The organism is Devosia sp. ZB163 (assembly GCF_028613635.1).
In the GTDB taxonomy this organism is placed as follows: domain Bacteria; phylum Pseudomonadota; class Alphaproteobacteria; order Rhizobiales; family Devosiaceae; genus Devosia_A.
On sequence record NZ_JAQRMY010000004.1, the window covers coordinates 41409 to 56021 of the forward strand.

General features: G+C 65.1%; 16 protein-coding genes. 3 read left to right on the plus strand and 13 right to left on the minus strand.

Annotation, left to right across the window (positions count from 1 at the left end):
- Positions 1–72: 72 nt before the first annotated feature.
- Positions 73–516: a MarR family winged helix-turn-helix transcriptional regulator gene (locus PRN20_RS18425; protein WP_273959102.1), complete on the plus strand. Its 444-nt coding sequence runs from the start codon at positions 73–75 to the stop codon at positions 514–516.
- 64 nt (positions 517–580) lie between these two features.
- Here PRN20_RS18425 and PRN20_RS18430 read toward each other — a convergent pair whose 3' ends face one another.
- The 4 genes from PRN20_RS18430 to PRN20_RS18445 form a co-directional block, all read right to left on the minus strand.
- On the minus strand, positions 581–1138 hold the full coding sequence (locus PRN20_RS18430; protein ID WP_273959103.1) for a nitroreductase family protein: 558 nt from the start codon (positions 1136–1138) through the stop codon (positions 581–583).
- A gap of 116 nt (positions 1139–1254) precedes the next feature.
- Positions 1255–2352 carry a hypothetical protein gene (locus tag PRN20_RS18435; protein WP_273959104.1) on the minus strand — a complete coding sequence of 366 codons (1098 nt, stop codon included), beginning with the start codon at positions 2350–2352 and terminating at the stop codon, positions 1255–1257.
- Positions 2353–3361: 1009 nt separating this feature from the next.
- The gene (locus PRN20_RS18440; protein WP_273959105.1) at positions 3362–4348 is read right to left on the minus strand and encodes a magnesium transporter CorA family protein; all 987 of its coding nucleotides are present in this window, start codon (positions 4346–4348) and stop codon (positions 3362–3364) included.
- A gap of 193 nt (positions 4349–4541) precedes the next feature.
- Positions 4542–5036, minus strand: coding sequence for a hypothetical protein (locus PRN20_RS18445; protein WP_273959106.1), 495 nt, complete (start codon positions 5034–5036; stop codon positions 4542–4544).
- A 100-nt stretch (positions 5037–5136) separates the two neighbouring features.
- On the opposite strand from PRN20_RS18445, the gene PRN20_RS18450 reads away from it, so the two are divergent.
- Positions 5137–5820, plus strand: coding sequence for a GNAT family N-acetyltransferase (locus PRN20_RS18450; protein WP_273959107.1), 684 nt, complete (start codon positions 5137–5139; stop codon positions 5818–5820).
- A gap of 12 nt (positions 5821–5832) precedes the next feature.
- On the opposite strand, the gene PRN20_RS18455 is transcribed toward PRN20_RS18450, so the two are convergent.
- The 5 genes from PRN20_RS18455 to PRN20_RS18475 form a co-directional block, all read right to left on the minus strand.
- On the minus strand, positions 5833–6249 hold the full coding sequence (locus tag PRN20_RS18455) for a hypothetical protein (protein WP_273959108.1): 417 nt from the start codon (positions 6247–6249) through the stop codon (positions 5833–5835).
- On the minus strand, positions 6237–7130 hold the full coding sequence (locus PRN20_RS18460; protein WP_273959109.1) for a LysR family transcriptional regulator: 894 nt from the start codon (positions 7128–7130) through the stop codon (positions 6237–6239). Before PRN20_RS18460 ends, PRN20_RS18455 begins: the two co-directional genes overlap by 13 nt.
- A gap of 3 nt (positions 7131–7133) precedes the next feature.
- Entirely contained in the window at positions 7134–8084 is a 951-nt protein-coding gene (gene trxB, locus PRN20_RS18465) for a thioredoxin-disulfide reductase (RefSeq protein WP_273959110.1), read from the minus strand.
- Between the two features lie 156 nt (positions 8085–8240).
- The gene (gene greA, locus PRN20_RS18470) at positions 8241–8714 is read right to left on the minus strand and encodes a transcription elongation factor GreA (protein WP_273959111.1); all 474 of its coding nucleotides are present in this window, start codon (positions 8712–8714) and stop codon (positions 8241–8243) included.
- Positions 8715–9147: 433 nt separating this feature from the next.
- Positions 9148–9357 carry a cold-shock protein gene (locus PRN20_RS18475; RefSeq protein WP_273959112.1) on the minus strand — a complete coding sequence of 70 codons (210 nt, stop codon included), beginning with the start codon at positions 9355–9357 and terminating at the stop codon, positions 9148–9150.
- A gap of 446 nt (positions 9358–9803) precedes the next feature.
- On the opposite strand from PRN20_RS18475, the gene PRN20_RS18480 reads away from it, so the two are divergent.
- A complete protein-coding gene (locus tag PRN20_RS18480) occupies positions 9804–10793 on the plus strand; it encodes a methyltransferase (RefSeq protein WP_273959113.1) in 990 nt (329 codons plus the stop codon).
- A 52-nt stretch (positions 10794–10845) separates the two neighbouring features.
- Here PRN20_RS18480 and PRN20_RS18485 read toward each other — a convergent pair whose 3' ends face one another.
- From PRN20_RS18485 to PRN20_RS18500, 4 genes are all read right to left on the minus strand, one after another.
- On the minus strand, positions 10846–11937 hold the full coding sequence (locus PRN20_RS18485; protein WP_273959114.1) for a transporter substrate-binding domain-containing protein: 1092 nt from the start codon (positions 11935–11937) through the stop codon (positions 10846–10848).
- 83 nt (positions 11938–12020) lie between these two features.
- The gene (locus PRN20_RS18490) at positions 12021–12878 is read right to left on the minus strand and encodes a DMT family transporter (RefSeq protein ID WP_273959115.1); all 858 of its coding nucleotides are present in this window, start codon (positions 12876–12878) and stop codon (positions 12021–12023) included.
- Between the two features lie 22 nt (positions 12879–12900).
- Complete coding sequence (gene catB / locus PRN20_RS18495; protein WP_273959116.1) at positions 12901–13539, minus strand: type B chloramphenicol O-acetyltransferase; 639 nt, start codon at positions 13537–13539, stop codon at positions 12901–12903.
- A gap of 204 nt (positions 13540–13743) precedes the next feature.
- Positions 13744–14610: a phosphotransferase gene (locus PRN20_RS18500; RefSeq protein ID WP_273959117.1), complete on the minus strand. Its 867-nt coding sequence runs from the start codon at positions 14608–14610 to the stop codon at positions 13744–13746.
- Between the last annotated feature and the right edge of the window lie 3 nt (positions 14611–14613).

The following is a 14613-nucleotide window of genomic DNA, read 5'->3' on the forward strand; positions in this document are numbered from 1 at the left end:
TCCTTGCGTTATCTTGCATGGGTGGTCGTGAAGACGTATCGTCAAGCAACTTGACTACATGGAGCGCATGAGTTGGTCAAGCAACTTGACGATAAACTTCCGCCGCTGATCGACCATGTCGGATGGCGGCTATGGCGCCTGGCGCGGCAATGGAAGGCCGAGTTCGACGCAGGCATGGCGGCGCGCGGGCATGGCTGGATGGCCGAGGCGCGCGGCGCTGTGGTGGGGCATCTGCGTCCGGGCGGCCTTTCACAATCCGCACTCACCGCTGCGATGGGGATCAGCAAGCAGGCCGTTCAGCAACTGGTGGATGAACTGGTCGCCGAGCAGATCGTCGAGCGCGTACCGGACCCTGACGACAAGCGCGGGAAGATCGTCCGGTTGCTGCCCAAGGGGATCAAGGCGATCGCTGATGGCAACGAGGTCAAGCGAGAGATCGAGGCCCGCTATGCGGAACGCATCGGGGCCGAACGGCTGGCGAGTTTGAACGCCGCGCTTGATGATCTCGCGGGGTAGGGGTGAGGGCGGCTCACTGGACTGCCGTATGGCGTTGCCCAGCACTCGCGCGGAGCTCGTTACGTCATGCCCGCCAGATGATTTCCGGCATCCCGCGCGGGTTCGCGCCTGGAACTTTTGATGGATAGCCCAGCGTGAATGCGGCATGCGGCGTGTAGCCGGCCGGGACGCCGAGGCTGGCGCTGGTGGCCGGGTCGCGCAACCACTGCATCGGCGAGCCGACCCAGCATGTGCCGAGGGCGCGCGCGTGCGCCGATAGCATGAGGTTCTGGCCGGCGCGGCTGCAGTCCTGGATCGCCTGCCCGTAGCCGTCATCGAAGCCGCACACGATGACGACGGCCGGCGCGTTGAAGAAAACGAGAAAACCCGGCTTCTCGACCCAGTCGGAGGCGGTGCCGGGTCTGCGGTGCTGCCTGGCGAAAGCGAGTGCCGCAGCCCCATATTCGGCGATGCGTTCGAGGCCCTCGATGACGATGAAAACGAATGGTGCCTCGCCGCTCACTGGCGGGGTCGGCGCTTGCGCGGCGTCGCGCAGTATCGCCTCGATAAGCGGTCGCGGGACCCGGCGGGGCTCATAGTCCCTTATCGAACGGCGACCATAGATGGCTGCGATCGTATCCATGGGGAAGCCGCCCTGCGCGATGTTGCCCTCTCTTCATGATACCGGCGCAAGGCCCTGGGGTCACGCGCGGCCACTTTGTCGTGGAAACCGCCAAGGACTACCTACACGTTCGGCGCCTACAGATAGTCCATCAAGCTCATCGAGCGTCCTTCGTCGCCGCTACTGCTGCCGAAGGCGGAGGAGCCGGTGACCTGGCCGAGGATGGAGCCGAGCTTGCTGGCCGTCTGATAGTTGGCGACGGCGGCGTTGTAGAGGTTTTCGGACCAGCCGGCGGCGGCGCGCTCCTCGCTGCTCATGGCGCCGTAGAGCGAGATGACGTTCTGGGCAAAGCCGGCGGGGTTGCCGTTGCCGGCGGACTTGAGGCTCTGCAGCAGCGCGGCGCCCGAGCGGGAGCGCATTTCCTGCGAAGCGGCTCGGACCTCGGTCGGCGAGAATTTGTCCGCCGAGTTGAGCGCCACCGAGGCGAGGGAGCGGCTGTCGAACTCGGAATAGTCGGGCTTGCTGCTGCCGGTCGCCTTGTACTGGGCGTCGAGCGTGGTGCGGGCGTCGGCGGCGACGTTGGCGATGTCGCGCGGCTTGCCGGTTTCGCCTGTGGCGAGACGCTCCATGTAGGCGTTGATCGGATCGTTGGGCACGGCGCCAGGGAGGGTCGAGGGCTTGGCCTCGATCTGCTTCAGCATCTCCTCGAGCGCGGCGCGCTGGTCGACATAAGCGGCGGAGGCCTTCTCCTCAGGGCCCATGGCGTCGAAATAGGCGAGGGCGGCGACGTAGAGGCCTTTGACACTGCCGGTGACGCGGCCGACGGCGGTGGGGCCGGCGAGCGCCTGGTCGAAGCGGTTCTGCAGCTCGATGGCGGCGGCCTTCTGCTCATCGGCGGTGAACAGCTGGTTGGAGTTGGTGCTCATCGCATAGAGCTCGCGCCGATCGACCTTGCTGAGGTCGAGAGCGAGCTTGCCGTCCTTCAGCGGGCTCGTGAGCTTTGCGTCGGAAAGCAGCTTGTCGAGGGTAGCGCGCGCCTCGGTGGTGACGGTGGCGAAGCTCTTCTCGGCCAGCGCGGCCTTGGCGGCATCGGAGAGCGTCACGCTGGTGGCGGAACTGCCGGAACTACCCGACGTCGAAGCGGCGGTGCCGGCGGTGGCCTGCTGCGACTTCTGCGCGCTCGCGAGGATCTGCGCATAGCTCATGGACTGGCTGACGGTACCGACGCTGGTCATGGAAGCCTCCGACGTTCGACGGAACCCCATGCAGATCGCGTGCCAGCCCGCAAAGCCCGGATTTCCGGGCGCCGTGCTGGCTCGGAACGGTCAGGCCGGCAGGAAATGCCGGGCACATGTTGCAGAAAAAGAAAAAGGGCTCCGCTCGAGGGGATGAGCGGAGCCCCGGAGGCCGGCTCGCCGAAGCGGGCGACCAAGGAGAAGCGGCCTGGGAGGAGGTAGGCCGCGATCTCTTGAAACTGACTATCGCGGTGAAGGCCGCTGCGGACAAACGCTTAGTCGGAACGGCTGCCATGCGTCAGGCGCGGGCGCATCGCCAGCGCGCTCGGATGGTCTAGTCGTCGGAAGCAAAAAAAGAGGCTCCATCCGAAGATGGAGCCTGATGAAAAGGACCGAAGTCCAAATCGAAAGTGGTGGCAAATGGACGAGGGAGGAGGATACGCCATTTGCCAGTGGTTCTAGGTCGAGGGAGGAGGATACGACTTCGAACCGGGTGTCGCAGAGCAGGACCGTGGGAGGAGGATACGGTGCGGCTCACATCGACACTCACAATATGCACTTTGACCGTTTGGTCAGCAATGCGCATTGCTACATGCCAGCTATGCAGTTTCCGCAGGGAAAGGACAGCTGTGCTGACATGACGTAAACGTCACATTGCAGCACCGGTTTCATTTCGGGGGCAGAAAAGAATAAGGCCCCGCTCGAGGGGAGAGCGGGGCCGAGTTTGCAGACATTGCTGACTGCAAGGAGGAACAACAACGAGCGCGAGGAGGAGGAGGGAGAAGCGCTCAGCTGCTGTCGGGGCGGGATATAGGTTCGTGATCCTGACCTATCAACCCGGAATGATGAATGCGTGTTATGCAAAAAACGCATGGTTGCTAAGTCGATGGGTTTGCTCGTGTATTCCCTAAATCCGGTGTGCCACGCTGTCGCACGGTTGTTCATGTTTGTGGCCTAAGGCCCTGATGTGACAGTTTTTTGTCAGTGCCATGGGCGAATCCGGCAGGGCTCAGAGCCAGCCGCTACGCTTGAAGAACAGGTAGGGCAGGAGCGCGGACAGGAACATGAGCCCCAGCGCGAACGGATAGCCCAGGGCCCAGTCCAGCTCGGGCATGAAGTCGAAGTTCATGCCGTAGATCGAGGCGACCAGCGTCGGCGGCAGGAACACCACGGCCGCGACCGAGAAGATCTTGATGATCTGGTTCTGCTCGAGGTTGATCAGGCCCAGCGTCGCGTCGAGCAGGAAGGTGATCTTGTCGGAGAGGAAAGCGGCGTGGTCGCTGAGCGCCGTAGCGTCGCGCTGGAGGACCTTCAGTTCCAGCCTGCGTTCGCGCACCGCGCGCTGATCGTCGGTGCCGGCGGTCTGGTGGAAGCTGACGAGCCGGTTGATCGAGACGAGACTCTCGCGGGCCAGGGTGAGGACATCGCCCTTCTTGCCGATCTGCTCGATCAGCGACTGCAGGTCGCGGGTCTTGCGGGTGGGCTTCTTGGCCTTGTTGCCGAACACTTCGCGCGAGATCTGGTCGATGCCGTCGCCGGTGGTTTCGAGCAGTTGGGCCAGGCGATCGATGAAGGATTCGAGCAGGCCGATCATGACGCGCTCGCCGCCGAACTCGCCCTTGTTGGCACGGGAGACGAAACGCTCGTAGAGACGGAACGGCTTGGGGTCGGCGTAGCGGACGGTCACCAGCTGGTCGTTGCGCAGGACGAAGGTGATCGGCGTCTTGATCGGCTGCTCGCCCTCACCGTCGATGAGGGCGGTGATGGTCATGAACTCGGCGCCGTCCTCGCTGTAGAGGCGAGCGGAGGGCTCGATGTCCTGCATCTCGCGGCGGGTCGGGATGTCGATGCCGAGGCACGACTCGACGAACTTGTCTTCCTCGCGCGTGGGGTCGGTAAGGCTGTACCAGACGGCGCCGCCGAGATTGGCGTCGGACGCAGGGTCAAAATCGGTGGGAACGAGGCGGTCGCCTTCGCGAATATAGGCACGCAGCATGACGGGGCTCCACTATATAGCCGGGCCAGCGCGCCCGGCCCGTGGAGCCTAGAGCGCCGGCAAGATCGAAGATCGACTTCGACTGTCGGGGTTCATTTTCAGTCCTTGATGAAGGTCCGGGTGCAAGCGCCCGGAACAAGGTCGGAATGCGCCTTTAGGGACGGCGCGTCAAGGGGCGGGATCGCTGGCCCGCTCAGTTCTCGAAGACCGAGGAAAGGACGGTGCGCAGGTCACCCTCGGTGGCGTAGGCGAGGTTGTCGATGCGCCAGAAACTGGCGCCGGTCGCGGGGTCGTCGACCTGCTTCAGCATCAGGGAGTCGCTGAAGTTGGCGTCTGGGTAATCCTTGAAGGCATAGTCGATGGCGACACTGGCTTCGCCTGGCGTGAGGGTGACAGCGCCGGGCGTGCAGGTGTCGGCATAGTCGGGGAAGGCCTGCCACGGAATGCCGTCGCCGAGCGGCGGCTTCTCGTCCGGGGTGGCTTTCTGGATGGTGTCGTTCTTCGCCTCGGCTTCGGCGATGGCGGACTTCAGTTCGGCGGTGAGCAGGCCCTCGACCGGTGTCATGTCGTTGCCCTCACGGGCGATGCAGAAGATCTCGCCGATCTGCTCGGGGCTGATGGTGACCATCTGGGCGAATGACGGCGTGGCGAGCAGGCAGAGCGCGGCTGCGGCGGCGAAACGGTGCATGGTGATCCCCGAGGTTGGCCCGTTCTAGCGGAGGCGGCTGAATTGCCGATGAACGGGCATGGGTGATAGAGGCGTGTCGCCATACTCAAGGACTTTGCCCATGACGGATTTCTCCCTGCTCGACGATCCCGCGTGGAATGCGCTGACCACCGAGCACATGGCGCTGGGGCAGCTGAATGGCGGGGCGGCGCGATACCGGGCGGAGCTGTCGCCATTGGCGGGATTGCAGGCCTATGACGAGGCGGCGTTCGCACAGTTGCGGCCGCTGATCGAGCCGGAGGGGGCGGTTGGGCTGGTGTCGGCATCGAAGTATGCGGTGCCCAGCGACTGGGATGTGCTGCAGGTGGTGCCGGTGTTCCAGATGGTGTGCGAGACGCCACCGACGGCGCGTGGCGTCGGGGCGGTGCAGCTCACCGTTGCCGATGCGCCTGAAATGCTGGAGCTGGCGACGGCGACCGAGCCGGGACCGTTTCGTCTCGGGACGATCGGCATGGGGCACTACTTCGGGCTGCGGGCGGAGGACGGGCGGCTGATGGCGATGAGCGGGGAGCGGATGCGGCTCGACGGGCTGACAGAGGTCAGCGCGGTGTGCACGTGGCCGGAATTCCGGGGCAGGGGGCTGGCAAAGGCGCTGGTCTCGCATGTGTCGGCGCTGATCGGGGCGGAGGGACGCGTGCCGTTCCTGCACGTGAAGACCGAGAACGCCGGAGCCATCGCGCTCTACGAGAAGCTTGGTTTCGCGGTGCGCGCGCAGCTGGACTTCACGGTCGTGCGGCCGCGCTGAGGCGCGGAGCAATCAGCTGAGGCTGTCGCGGAGCGATGTTTTGTCGGCGAACAGGATGTCGTCGAGGCGCAGGCGGCCATCGACGAACACGGTGACGAGGCGATCGGAGAAGTTCGCCTTGTCGGGTTCCCGGTACTGGTAGGAGAGGATGATCTCGGGGCGTTCGGCCGTGCCGGCGGCGCCGACGGGCTGGCACATGGCGGCATAGTCGGGCTTGCCCTGCCAGCGGACCTGCGCCGGGTCGGCCTTGCCGACGAGGTCGGTGAGTTCGGGCGTGAGGATGGCGAGGACGGGCGCCATGTCGCCGGAGAGGCGCGACATGCAGAAGATCGCGCCGAACTGCCCGGACGTTAGCGAGTCCGCCTGGGACGGCGCGACGAGGAGGGCGGGCAGGAGCGCCAGCCCGAGCAGACGGTTCAGAATGACCACTCGCGTGCCTTGCCGACGAGGAAGTCGCGGAAGACGCCGACGCGCTTGGAATTCTTCAGCGCGGGCGGATAGACGAAATAGGCCTCGTAGGCCGGCAACTCGATGCCCGGGAGGACGCGGACGAGGTTGTCCTCACCCTCGGTGACGTAGTCGGGCAGCATGGCGATGCCGATGCCGGCGCGGGCGGCCTGCATCATGCCGTAGATGGCGTTGACCTTCATGGCGGCGCGGCGGGGCGAGGAGTCCGGTCGGCCGAGGCGCTCGAGGTAGTTGATGTCGCCGAGGTAGGAGGGGACGGGCTCGCCGAACGAGATGATGCGGTGCTTGTCCAGATCTTCGACGGCGGAGGGCTCGCCGAACTCGCCGACATAGCTGCGCGACGCATAGAAGTGGTTGTGCACCGTGAACAGCTTGCGCTGGATCATCTCTGACTGGTTCGGCCGGTGCAGCCGGATGGCGACGTCGGCCTCGCGCATGGCGAGATCGAGCTCGGCGTCGTTGAGCTTAATCTCGATCTGGATTTCCGGATAAAGGATCAGAAACTCGTGGATGCGGGACGATAGCCAGGTCGAGCCGATACCCACCGTGGTGGTTACGAGCAGGGGGCCGGTCGGCACCTCCTGGCTCTCGGACATCTGCGTCTCGACCTGCTGCAGCTCCCAATGCATGCGGTGCGCGGTGCGGAAGAGCTGCTCGCCGACTTCGGTCAGAACCAGCCCGCGGGCGTGGCGGATGAAGAGCTTGAGCCCAAGGTCTTCCTCGAGTGCCGAAATCTGCCGCGAGACGGCAGACTGGCTCATGTTCAGCCGCTCGGCGGCGTGGGTAAAGGACCCTGATTCAGCGGCGGTGTGGAAGATGCGGAGCTTGTCCCAATCCAGCATCGGCTATTCCGCAGCTTCCGCGAGCTCGACCGAGGCGAGGAACTCCTCGGCGTCGAGTGCGGCCATGCAGCCCATGCCGGCCGCAGTCACGGCCTGGCGATAGACATCGTCGGTAACGTCGCCCGCGGCGAAGACACCCGGGATGTTCGTGGAGGTGCCGCCGGGCACGACCTTGAGATAGCCTCCGGGCTTCATGTCCAGCTTGCCCGAGAAGATGGAGGTCGCCGGCTGGTGGCCGATGGCGATGAAGACGCCATCGACGTTCTTCTCGGTGACCTGGCCGGTCCTGGTGTCGCGGATCTTTACGCCCTTCACGGAGCGGGGCATGTCGTCGCCGTAGACCTCTTCGATCTCGGCGTTCCAGATCACCTCGACCTTCTCGTTCTTGAACAGGCGCTCCTGCAGGATGCGCTCGGCGCGGAACTCGCCGCGGCGGTGAACGACGGTGACCTTGGATGCGAAGTTGGTGAGGAAGAGGGCTTCCTCGACGGCGGTGTTGCCGCCGCCGACCACGACCACTTCCTTGCCACGGTAGAAGAAGCCGTCGCAGGTGGCGCAGGCCGATACGCCGAAGCCCTGGAAGTGGGTTTCGGAGTCGAGACCGAGCCAGCGCGCCTGGGCGCCGGTTGCGATGATGACGGCATCGGCGGTGTAGGTCGTGCCGCTATCGCCCTTGAGGACGAAGGGGCGGCGGTCGAAGTCGACCTCGACGATGATATCGTTGATCATCTTCGTGCCGACGTGCTCGGCCTGAGCCTTCATCTGCTCCATGAGCCAGGGGCCCTGGATGACGTCGGCGAAGCCGGGATAGTTCTCGACATCGGTGGTGATCGTGAGCTGGCCGCCGGGCTGGAGGCCCGCAATCATGACCGGCTCGAGCATTGCGCGCGCCGCATAGATGGCGGCGGTGTAGCCGGCCGGACCCGATCCGATGATGACGACCTTAGCGTGCACCGTACATGCTCCAAAACACTGAGACTTTTAGTCTAGTCAAAATAGGAGGATAGGTGCCCACGTTTCAAGGCCGGCTCCATCGCACTGAGACGATGGAGCGCAGGCTGGTGTCCCAAAGTCCACAGCTTCGCGCGGCCGATACCGCGCTCAGGTGGATCAGACGAACTTTACCTCGAGGATTTCGTAGGTTTTGGCGCCGCCGGGGGCAGCGACCTCGACCGAATCGCCTGGCTCCTTGCCGATCATGGCGCGGGCGATGGGGGACGAGATGGAGACGCGGCCCTTGCTGAGGTCGGCCTCGGCGTCGCCCACGATCTGGTAGGACTTCTCGGCCTCGGTATCCTCGTCGACGAGCTTTACCGTGGCGCCGAACTTGACGGTCGAGCCGGAGAGCTTGGTGACGTCGATGATCTCGGCAAGCGCCAGCAACGTCTCGAGTTCCTTGATGCGGCCCTCGTTGAGGCTCTGCTGCTCCTTGGCGGCATGGTACTCGGCGTTCTCGCTAAGGTCGCCATGCGCGCGGGCTTCGGAGATATCGGCAATGATCTTGGGGCGATCCTCGGCCGTGCGGCGGCGATATTCCTCAGCCAGGGCCTGATGACCAACAGGTGTCAGCGGAATTTTTTCCATGGCCGTCTCCAAATCAAGAAAGCTCCACCCGGCCAAAGTCATTCGGCGTCGTCACCAAGCTGACCTGAAGGGGGAGCGTAAGACTAAGTTGCCTTCGACGAAGGCTTCGGTCAAGCGCGCGGCCACTTAGTGCCCTCGCGAGCGGTGCATATCGTTGCATATCGTGGCGGCGTCAAGGCCTTAGTCCGGTTGGGCCAGTTCGGCCCAGTAGTGACCATCGCCTGGCCGCTCGAGGACGCGCCGCAGACCCATGGGGCCACGCTGCACATTGTCGACGCGGATTTCGTTGTTGCAGGCGCCGGTCACGTTGCCTTGCGATTCTCGCGGATAGGTCGGCGATCACGATGCCGTCGGGGGGCAGCGCGAAGCCAGAAAAGACAAAAGCGCAGCCCACGCGGGGCCGCGCTTTGCCGAACCGGTGGTGTCCGGAAGATCAGGACGCCTGGAGGTTGTCCGCGGCTGCTTTGCCGGTGCGCTTGTCCTTGACGATCTCGTACGTCACCTTCTGGCCTTCATCGAGGCCGGAAAGCCCCGAACGCTGGACAGCAGAGATGTGCACGAAGACATCAGCCCCACCCTCGTCGGGCTGAATGAAGCCGTAGCCCTTCTGGCCGTTGAACCATTTCACAGTGCCGGTAGCCATATATAGAGTCCCTTTCGCAGACTGCCGTGGCGGTTCCCACCCCAATAGGAACCTTTGCCCATCGAATTCTTGGAATGACCTCAGCAGGCGCGTAAGACGCCAGGCACGAAGTGTCGGCCGCAATATTCGACTATTAACTTGTAGCCGGAAATGTTCCGCCTATCAATACGGGCAATGAAACGACTTTTGCCCGGCGAGCCGATGGCGCGACGGGTTGAAATTCGATCCGGCAAGTAGTCCTGCGCACCGGGGAGTGGGTGCGTCGAGGCGTAGGGAACGCCGGTGCATTGGCCCGGCAGGCCGGCCCGAAGCCTGGGTTGACCTTGGTCCATTGTATGCCGCACCGATGTGACAGCAAAGTGGAAATTCCCCTCCGCCCCCACCTTCCCCAGCCGTCGGCGATGCGCTAATTGCAGCTGCGTCGCGCCTGCTGGGGGCAAGCAAACTTGCATCGAATACAGTATTCGTCCGGTGACATCGTCGCCGACCGCCGCGCCGCTTATGCCGTGGCGCTGGCAGCCAAGCGCGCTTTTCCCGAGGCGGCCGAGGTCATGGCCCAGGCTCTCGAACTGGCGCCGTGGTGGGCCGCGGGTTGGGATCTGCTCGGGCAATACCGCAAGCAGGCCGGCGATGTCGCGGGCGCGATATCGGCATGGACGGAGCTGCTGGCGCATGACAACGAGGGCGTGTTCGGGGCGCGACTGAAGCTCGCGGCGCATGGCGTGGGCGGCGATCGGAGTCCGGCCCCGGACTATGTCGCGGCGCTGTTCGACGACTACGCGCCGCGTTTCGAGACCTCGCTGGTCGAAGGACTCGGCTACCGGATGCCGGACGAGCTTGCTGCTGCCCTGATATCGGTGCTTGCGTCACGGCCCGCGCGGCCGGTGCGCAGGGCCATTGACCTGGGCTGCGGGACCGGGCTCATGGGCGAGAGGCTGCGCCCACTGGTGGACTGGCTGGAAGGCGTCGACCTGTCGGTCGGGATGCTGACAAAGGCGAAGCAGAAGGGCATCTACGACCGGCTGGAGCGGGCCGAACTGGTTGCCTTCCTCGAGGCCGAGACGGCCGGGTGCGACCTGATCGTGGCGGCGGACGTGTTCAACTATGTCGGCGACCTGGCTCCTGCACTGATCGCGGCCCGTCGCGTGCTCGCGCCGAGCGGGCTGCTGGCCTTCACGCTGGAGACGCATCCGGGTGAGGAGCCCGTGGTGCTGACCGAGAACCTGAGGTTCCAGCATTCGGGCAGGCATGCGATCGAGCTCTGCCGCTCCATCGGCTTCCACGACCTTGTGGCGACCGAGACGGTCATCCGCACGGAGCGGGGCAAGCCTGTCGGCGGACTGATCGTCGTGGCGCGAGCCGGTCTCGCTGTCATCGAGGGCACGCCTGATGGCGGGCCTGCGAATGACAACTCCCCGGTCAATCAGGCAGCGTAGTCGGTGAAGCGAGCCGCCGCCGAGGGGGCGGCTCGCCTGCGTACCTGTGGCGTCAGTGCTCGATGCCCAGGTACTTGGTGCGCAGGGCCTGCGTTGTTCCGTCCTCGTGAGCGCCGAGGACTTCGAGCGACAGGGCCTTGCCCAACGGACTCTCGTTGGCGGTGACGAAGCCGTACTTTTCGGGGTCAAACAGCGGTCCGACTACCTGCAGGCCTGCCTGGGCCTCGTGATGAACGTGATATTCGAGGACCGAGCCGTCGGCGATGATGGCATCGATGCGCTGCTCGCCAAGCGCCTGGGAGGCTTCGCCGAGGGTGCGGAAGGGGCGTATCGTGAGCCCGATCTTCTTGGCATAGGCCTCGGACATGCCGCCGGCCAGCACGCCGACGGTGCGATCGCCAAGGTCGGCAACGCTCTTGATCTCGTCGGTTACGGCAGCAGCGGTCATCACGCTGGCAACGGATGAGGTGACGAAGGCCAGCACGGCGACACCGCAGACCAGCCAGAATGCCGAGAGCAGCTTGCCGAAGGCACCGAACATGGGCTTGCGCGAGGTCCGGCCGGACGTGGCGATGGACACGACATGGTGGAAGCTGTCGATAAGCCCGGGCAGCCAGCCCCTGGGAAAATCCTTGTCGAACTTGCGATCGAACAGGGTCAGCAGGATCGTGGCGACGACGATGATGCAGCCGAGCCAGAGCAACGCCCTGAGGTGCCCGGCGTCGCCGAGTTCGCCGAGGAGTTCGCCAAGGCTCAGCCCATCGGACGCAGCGGTCATGATGCGCAGGCCGCCATCATGCCAGGGCTGGGTGAAATCGACGAAGTCCTCGCGCTCGCGCGTGATGGTGATGTTACCGATCCCCACGTCGATCTCGCCGGCGTTGATCGCGGCCAGCAGGTCGCGGGGCGTCTCGTAGTCCACGTAGACCGGCGTGATCTGGTTGCGCTGCGCAATCTCGTGGAACAGGTCGTAGGCGAGACCGGAATAGGTGTCTCCCTCGCGCGCGACGAACGGCGCGCTGAGATAGACGCCGACCTTCACCGGCTCGGCCGGCGCATCGTCCTGCGCCACCGTGTTCGAGGTGGAAAAAGAAAGAAGAAGAACGGCAAACAAGAGCCGCGCCAGAAGCGCTGGAAAATGCATGACAATGAGCCCCCCAAAGGCAATGGCGGAGAAGATAGTATCGCCGGACTAAGCGGCAGCTAATCTGCTTGGTTATTCAGTGACTAACGTGAGATCGCGCTGCGACGCCGATCGGCCCCGACAAGGGCGAGGGCCACGCCGCCGAGGATGCCGATCGAAGCGAGGACCAGCCGCCCGGTGACGGTCTCGCCGATGAAGAAGACGCCGCCCATGGCAGCTATTGCCGGGACCGTCAGTTGGACGATGGCGGCGGTAGTGCGCGGCAGGCCGGGCAGGGCGGCGTACCAGACCGCGTAGCCGAGACCGGAAGCCAATGCGCCGGAGGCTGCGGCATAGGCTGCGGCCGCAGGGTCGATCGGCTGGCCGGCAAGGCCGGCCACCAGCAGAAGCGCGGCGACCGGGACGGTGCGGATGAAGTTGCCGGCGGTATCCTGCAGCGGAGAGCGGGAGGCGCGGCCGAGCAAGGTGTAGGCGGCCCAGCACAGGCCGGCGAGGACCATGAGGAGCGTGCCGACCGGGTGGGGCGCCACCAGCCCGGGCGACACCAGCCAGGCAAAGGCGGCCAGCGCAACGGCCATACCGAGCCACTCGAGCGGTCCCGGTCGGTCGCCCTTGAGGATCGCCCAGCCGATGATGCCAACCTGCACGCTGGCAAACAGGATCAGCGCGCCTGTGCCCGCGCCCAGCAGGACGTAGGCGATGGAGAAGGCGATGGCGTAGCCGAACAAGGCTGCTGCCGCATGCCAGCTGCCGCCGAGCGAGCGGGGCAGCGTGCGCTGCCGCAAGCCGAGGAGGATGGAGAGCATGGCGGCGCCCGAAACGAGGCGGATGGCCGTGTAGCTCAAGGGCTCGGCGCCGGCCGTCGCGAAGGCGAGGCGGGCCAGCACGGAGTTGGCCGCGAAGGCGATCATGGCTACTGCAGTCAGCAGAACCAGCCTCACGCGGCCTCCTCCCGGTGTTGGGCTATGCCTTCAGTACTGCCGTCTGCCAGTAGGCGTAAAGATCGGCGATGCGGTTCGATGTGAGCAGCGGCATGGTGCCGGCGAGTTGCTCGTCGGTCCAGTCCCACCAGTTCATTTCGAGCAGCATGGCGATCTTCTCATCGGCGAAGCGCTTGCGGATCGGCTTGGCCGGGTTGCCGCCGACGATGGTGTAGGGCTCGACATCCCTGGTCACCAGCGCGCGGGTGCCGACGAGGGCGCCATGGCCGACGGTGACGCCGGGCATGATGATGGCCTCGGAGCCGATCCAAACGTCGTTGCCGATGACGGTGTCACCGGCTGGCCGGAAGCCGTCGGCGGCACCGGCGAAGGCTGCGACCTCAGGCATGTAGTGGAACGGGAAGGTGCTGACCCAATCGTTCCGATGTCCCTGGTTGCCGGCCATGATGAAGGCGGCGCCCGAGCCGATGGAGCAGAAGCTGCCGATGATCAGGCGATCGACATCGGTGCGGTCGGGGATGAGGTAACGGGCGCAATCGTCGAAGCTATGGCCGTGGTAGTAGCCCGAGTAGTAGCTGAAGCGGCCGACGATGATGTTGGGGTTGGTCACGTGCTCGTCGAGCCGGATACCCTTGAACGGGCTTTCGAAATAGTTGGTCATGATGCTGTCTCGATAGAGGACCGGCGCCGCGGGATCCGGGCGCTACAGGCCGTGATGATTTGAGAATGAGCAGCCGCACTCACCCGGCGCGGAGCGCTGGTGGCAGCAGCATCGTCACGCCGATCAGGCGCGCGACGCGATGCAGATGGTTCGGTCTGCCAGCTTCATGATGCGAGCCCTTCTAGGTGCCGCGGCGAGAGAGTGTCAATCCGCCGGTGGCGGCAGATCGAGGGCACGGATAGCCCAGGGCAGTGCGGTGGACAGCTGCTCGCGCTGTACGCGGCGGACGAAAGGCGAGAGCGGGATGTCGGGCTTGCCCGCCCGGGAGGCGAAAAAACCGGCGACGAGAGCGGCGATGTCGGGCCGCTCCGGAAGGATGGTTTCGGGGCGCGGGCCGTTCTCGTAGGCGAGGCTCGGAAGGAAGAAGCCGAGATCGACGTCGGCGGCGGAGCGGCAGGCCTCTGCCCAATCGATGAACTTCACGCCCGATGGGGTGACACAGAGGTTGTCGCTGCGGAGGTCGAGGTGGGTGAGGGCGTCGCCGGCGAGGTGGCACGACCGCTCCGCGGCGATCAGGGCGGGCAGGGCGCTGTCGAGCCAGTCGGCGGTGACGAGGCCCAGCGACAGGAAGGACTCCGGATCCGCTGCGACGGTCGGCCAGCCGGCCTCGCGGCCTTCAAGCAGGCCACCGTGCTCGAGCGTGCTTGGCGTGGCATGCATGCGATCAATCGCTTCGAGGACCTGATCGACCGCGGCTTCCGTCCATGGCGGTGGCCAGGCGGCGGCGCTCAGGTCTTCGATAATGAGGATGGGCGTGTCTGGATCAGGATCGGCACCGTAGCAGCGGGGCACGAAGTCACCGGAGATGCCCGAATAGGCAACGATCTCGCAGTTGATCTGTCTGGCTGTGACGTCGGTCGTCGCAACTTTGACGAAGCCGGTACGCTTGCCGGCGGCGACGGCGTAGCGGGCCGTGGGGGTGTAGCCGCCATGGACGGGCCGCCAGCTTTCGGGGGCCCATCCGAGGAGTCGTTCGACCCGCGCGACGATTTCGGGCGCGGGTCGGGTCATGCG

Bases quoted from the DNA above. Each gene is read 5' to 3' on its own strand.
- PRN20_RS18445 (WP_273959106.1), bottom strand. From the start codon at position 5,036: ATGCACCGTTTCGCCGCCGCAGCCGCGCTCTGCCTGCTCGCCACGCCG.
- PRN20_RS18475 (WP_273959112.1), bottom strand. From the start codon at position 9,357: ATGGCTACCGGCACTGTGAAATGGTTCAACGGCCAGAAGGGCTACGGC.
- catB (WP_273959116.1), bottom strand. From the start codon at position 13,539: ATGACCAACTATTTCGAAAGCCCGTTCAAGGGTATCCGGCTCGACGAG.
- PRN20_RS18435 (WP_273959104.1), bottom strand. From the start codon at position 2,352: ATGACCAGCGTCGGTACCGTCAGCCAGTCCATGAGCTATGCGCAGATC.
- PRN20_RS18485 (WP_273959114.1), bottom strand. From the start codon at position 11,937: ATGCATTTTCCAGCGCTTCTGGCGCGGCTCTTGTTTGCCGTTCTTCTT.
- PRN20_RS18430 (WP_273959103.1), bottom strand. From the start codon at position 1,138: ATGGATACGATCGCAGCCATCTATGGTCGCCGTTCGATAAGGGACTAT.
- PRN20_RS18460 (WP_273959109.1), bottom strand. From the start codon at position 7,130: ATGCTGGATTGGGACAAGCTCCGCATCTTCCACACCGCCGCTGAATCA.
- PRN20_RS18450 (WP_273959107.1), top strand. From the start codon at position 5,137: ATGACGGATTTCTCCCTGCTCGACGATCCCGCGTGGAATGCGCTGACC.
- PRN20_RS18440 (WP_273959105.1), bottom strand. From the start codon at position 4,348: ATGCTGCGTGCCTATATTCGCGAAGGCGACCGCCTCGTTCCCACCGAT.
- PRN20_RS18500 (WP_273959117.1), bottom strand. From the start codon at position 14,610: ATGACCCGACCCGCGCCCGAAATCGTCGCGCGGGTCGAACGACTCCTC.
- greA (WP_273959111.1), bottom strand. From the start codon at position 8,714: ATGGAAAAAATTCCGCTGACACCTGTTGGTCATCAGGCCCTGGCTGAG.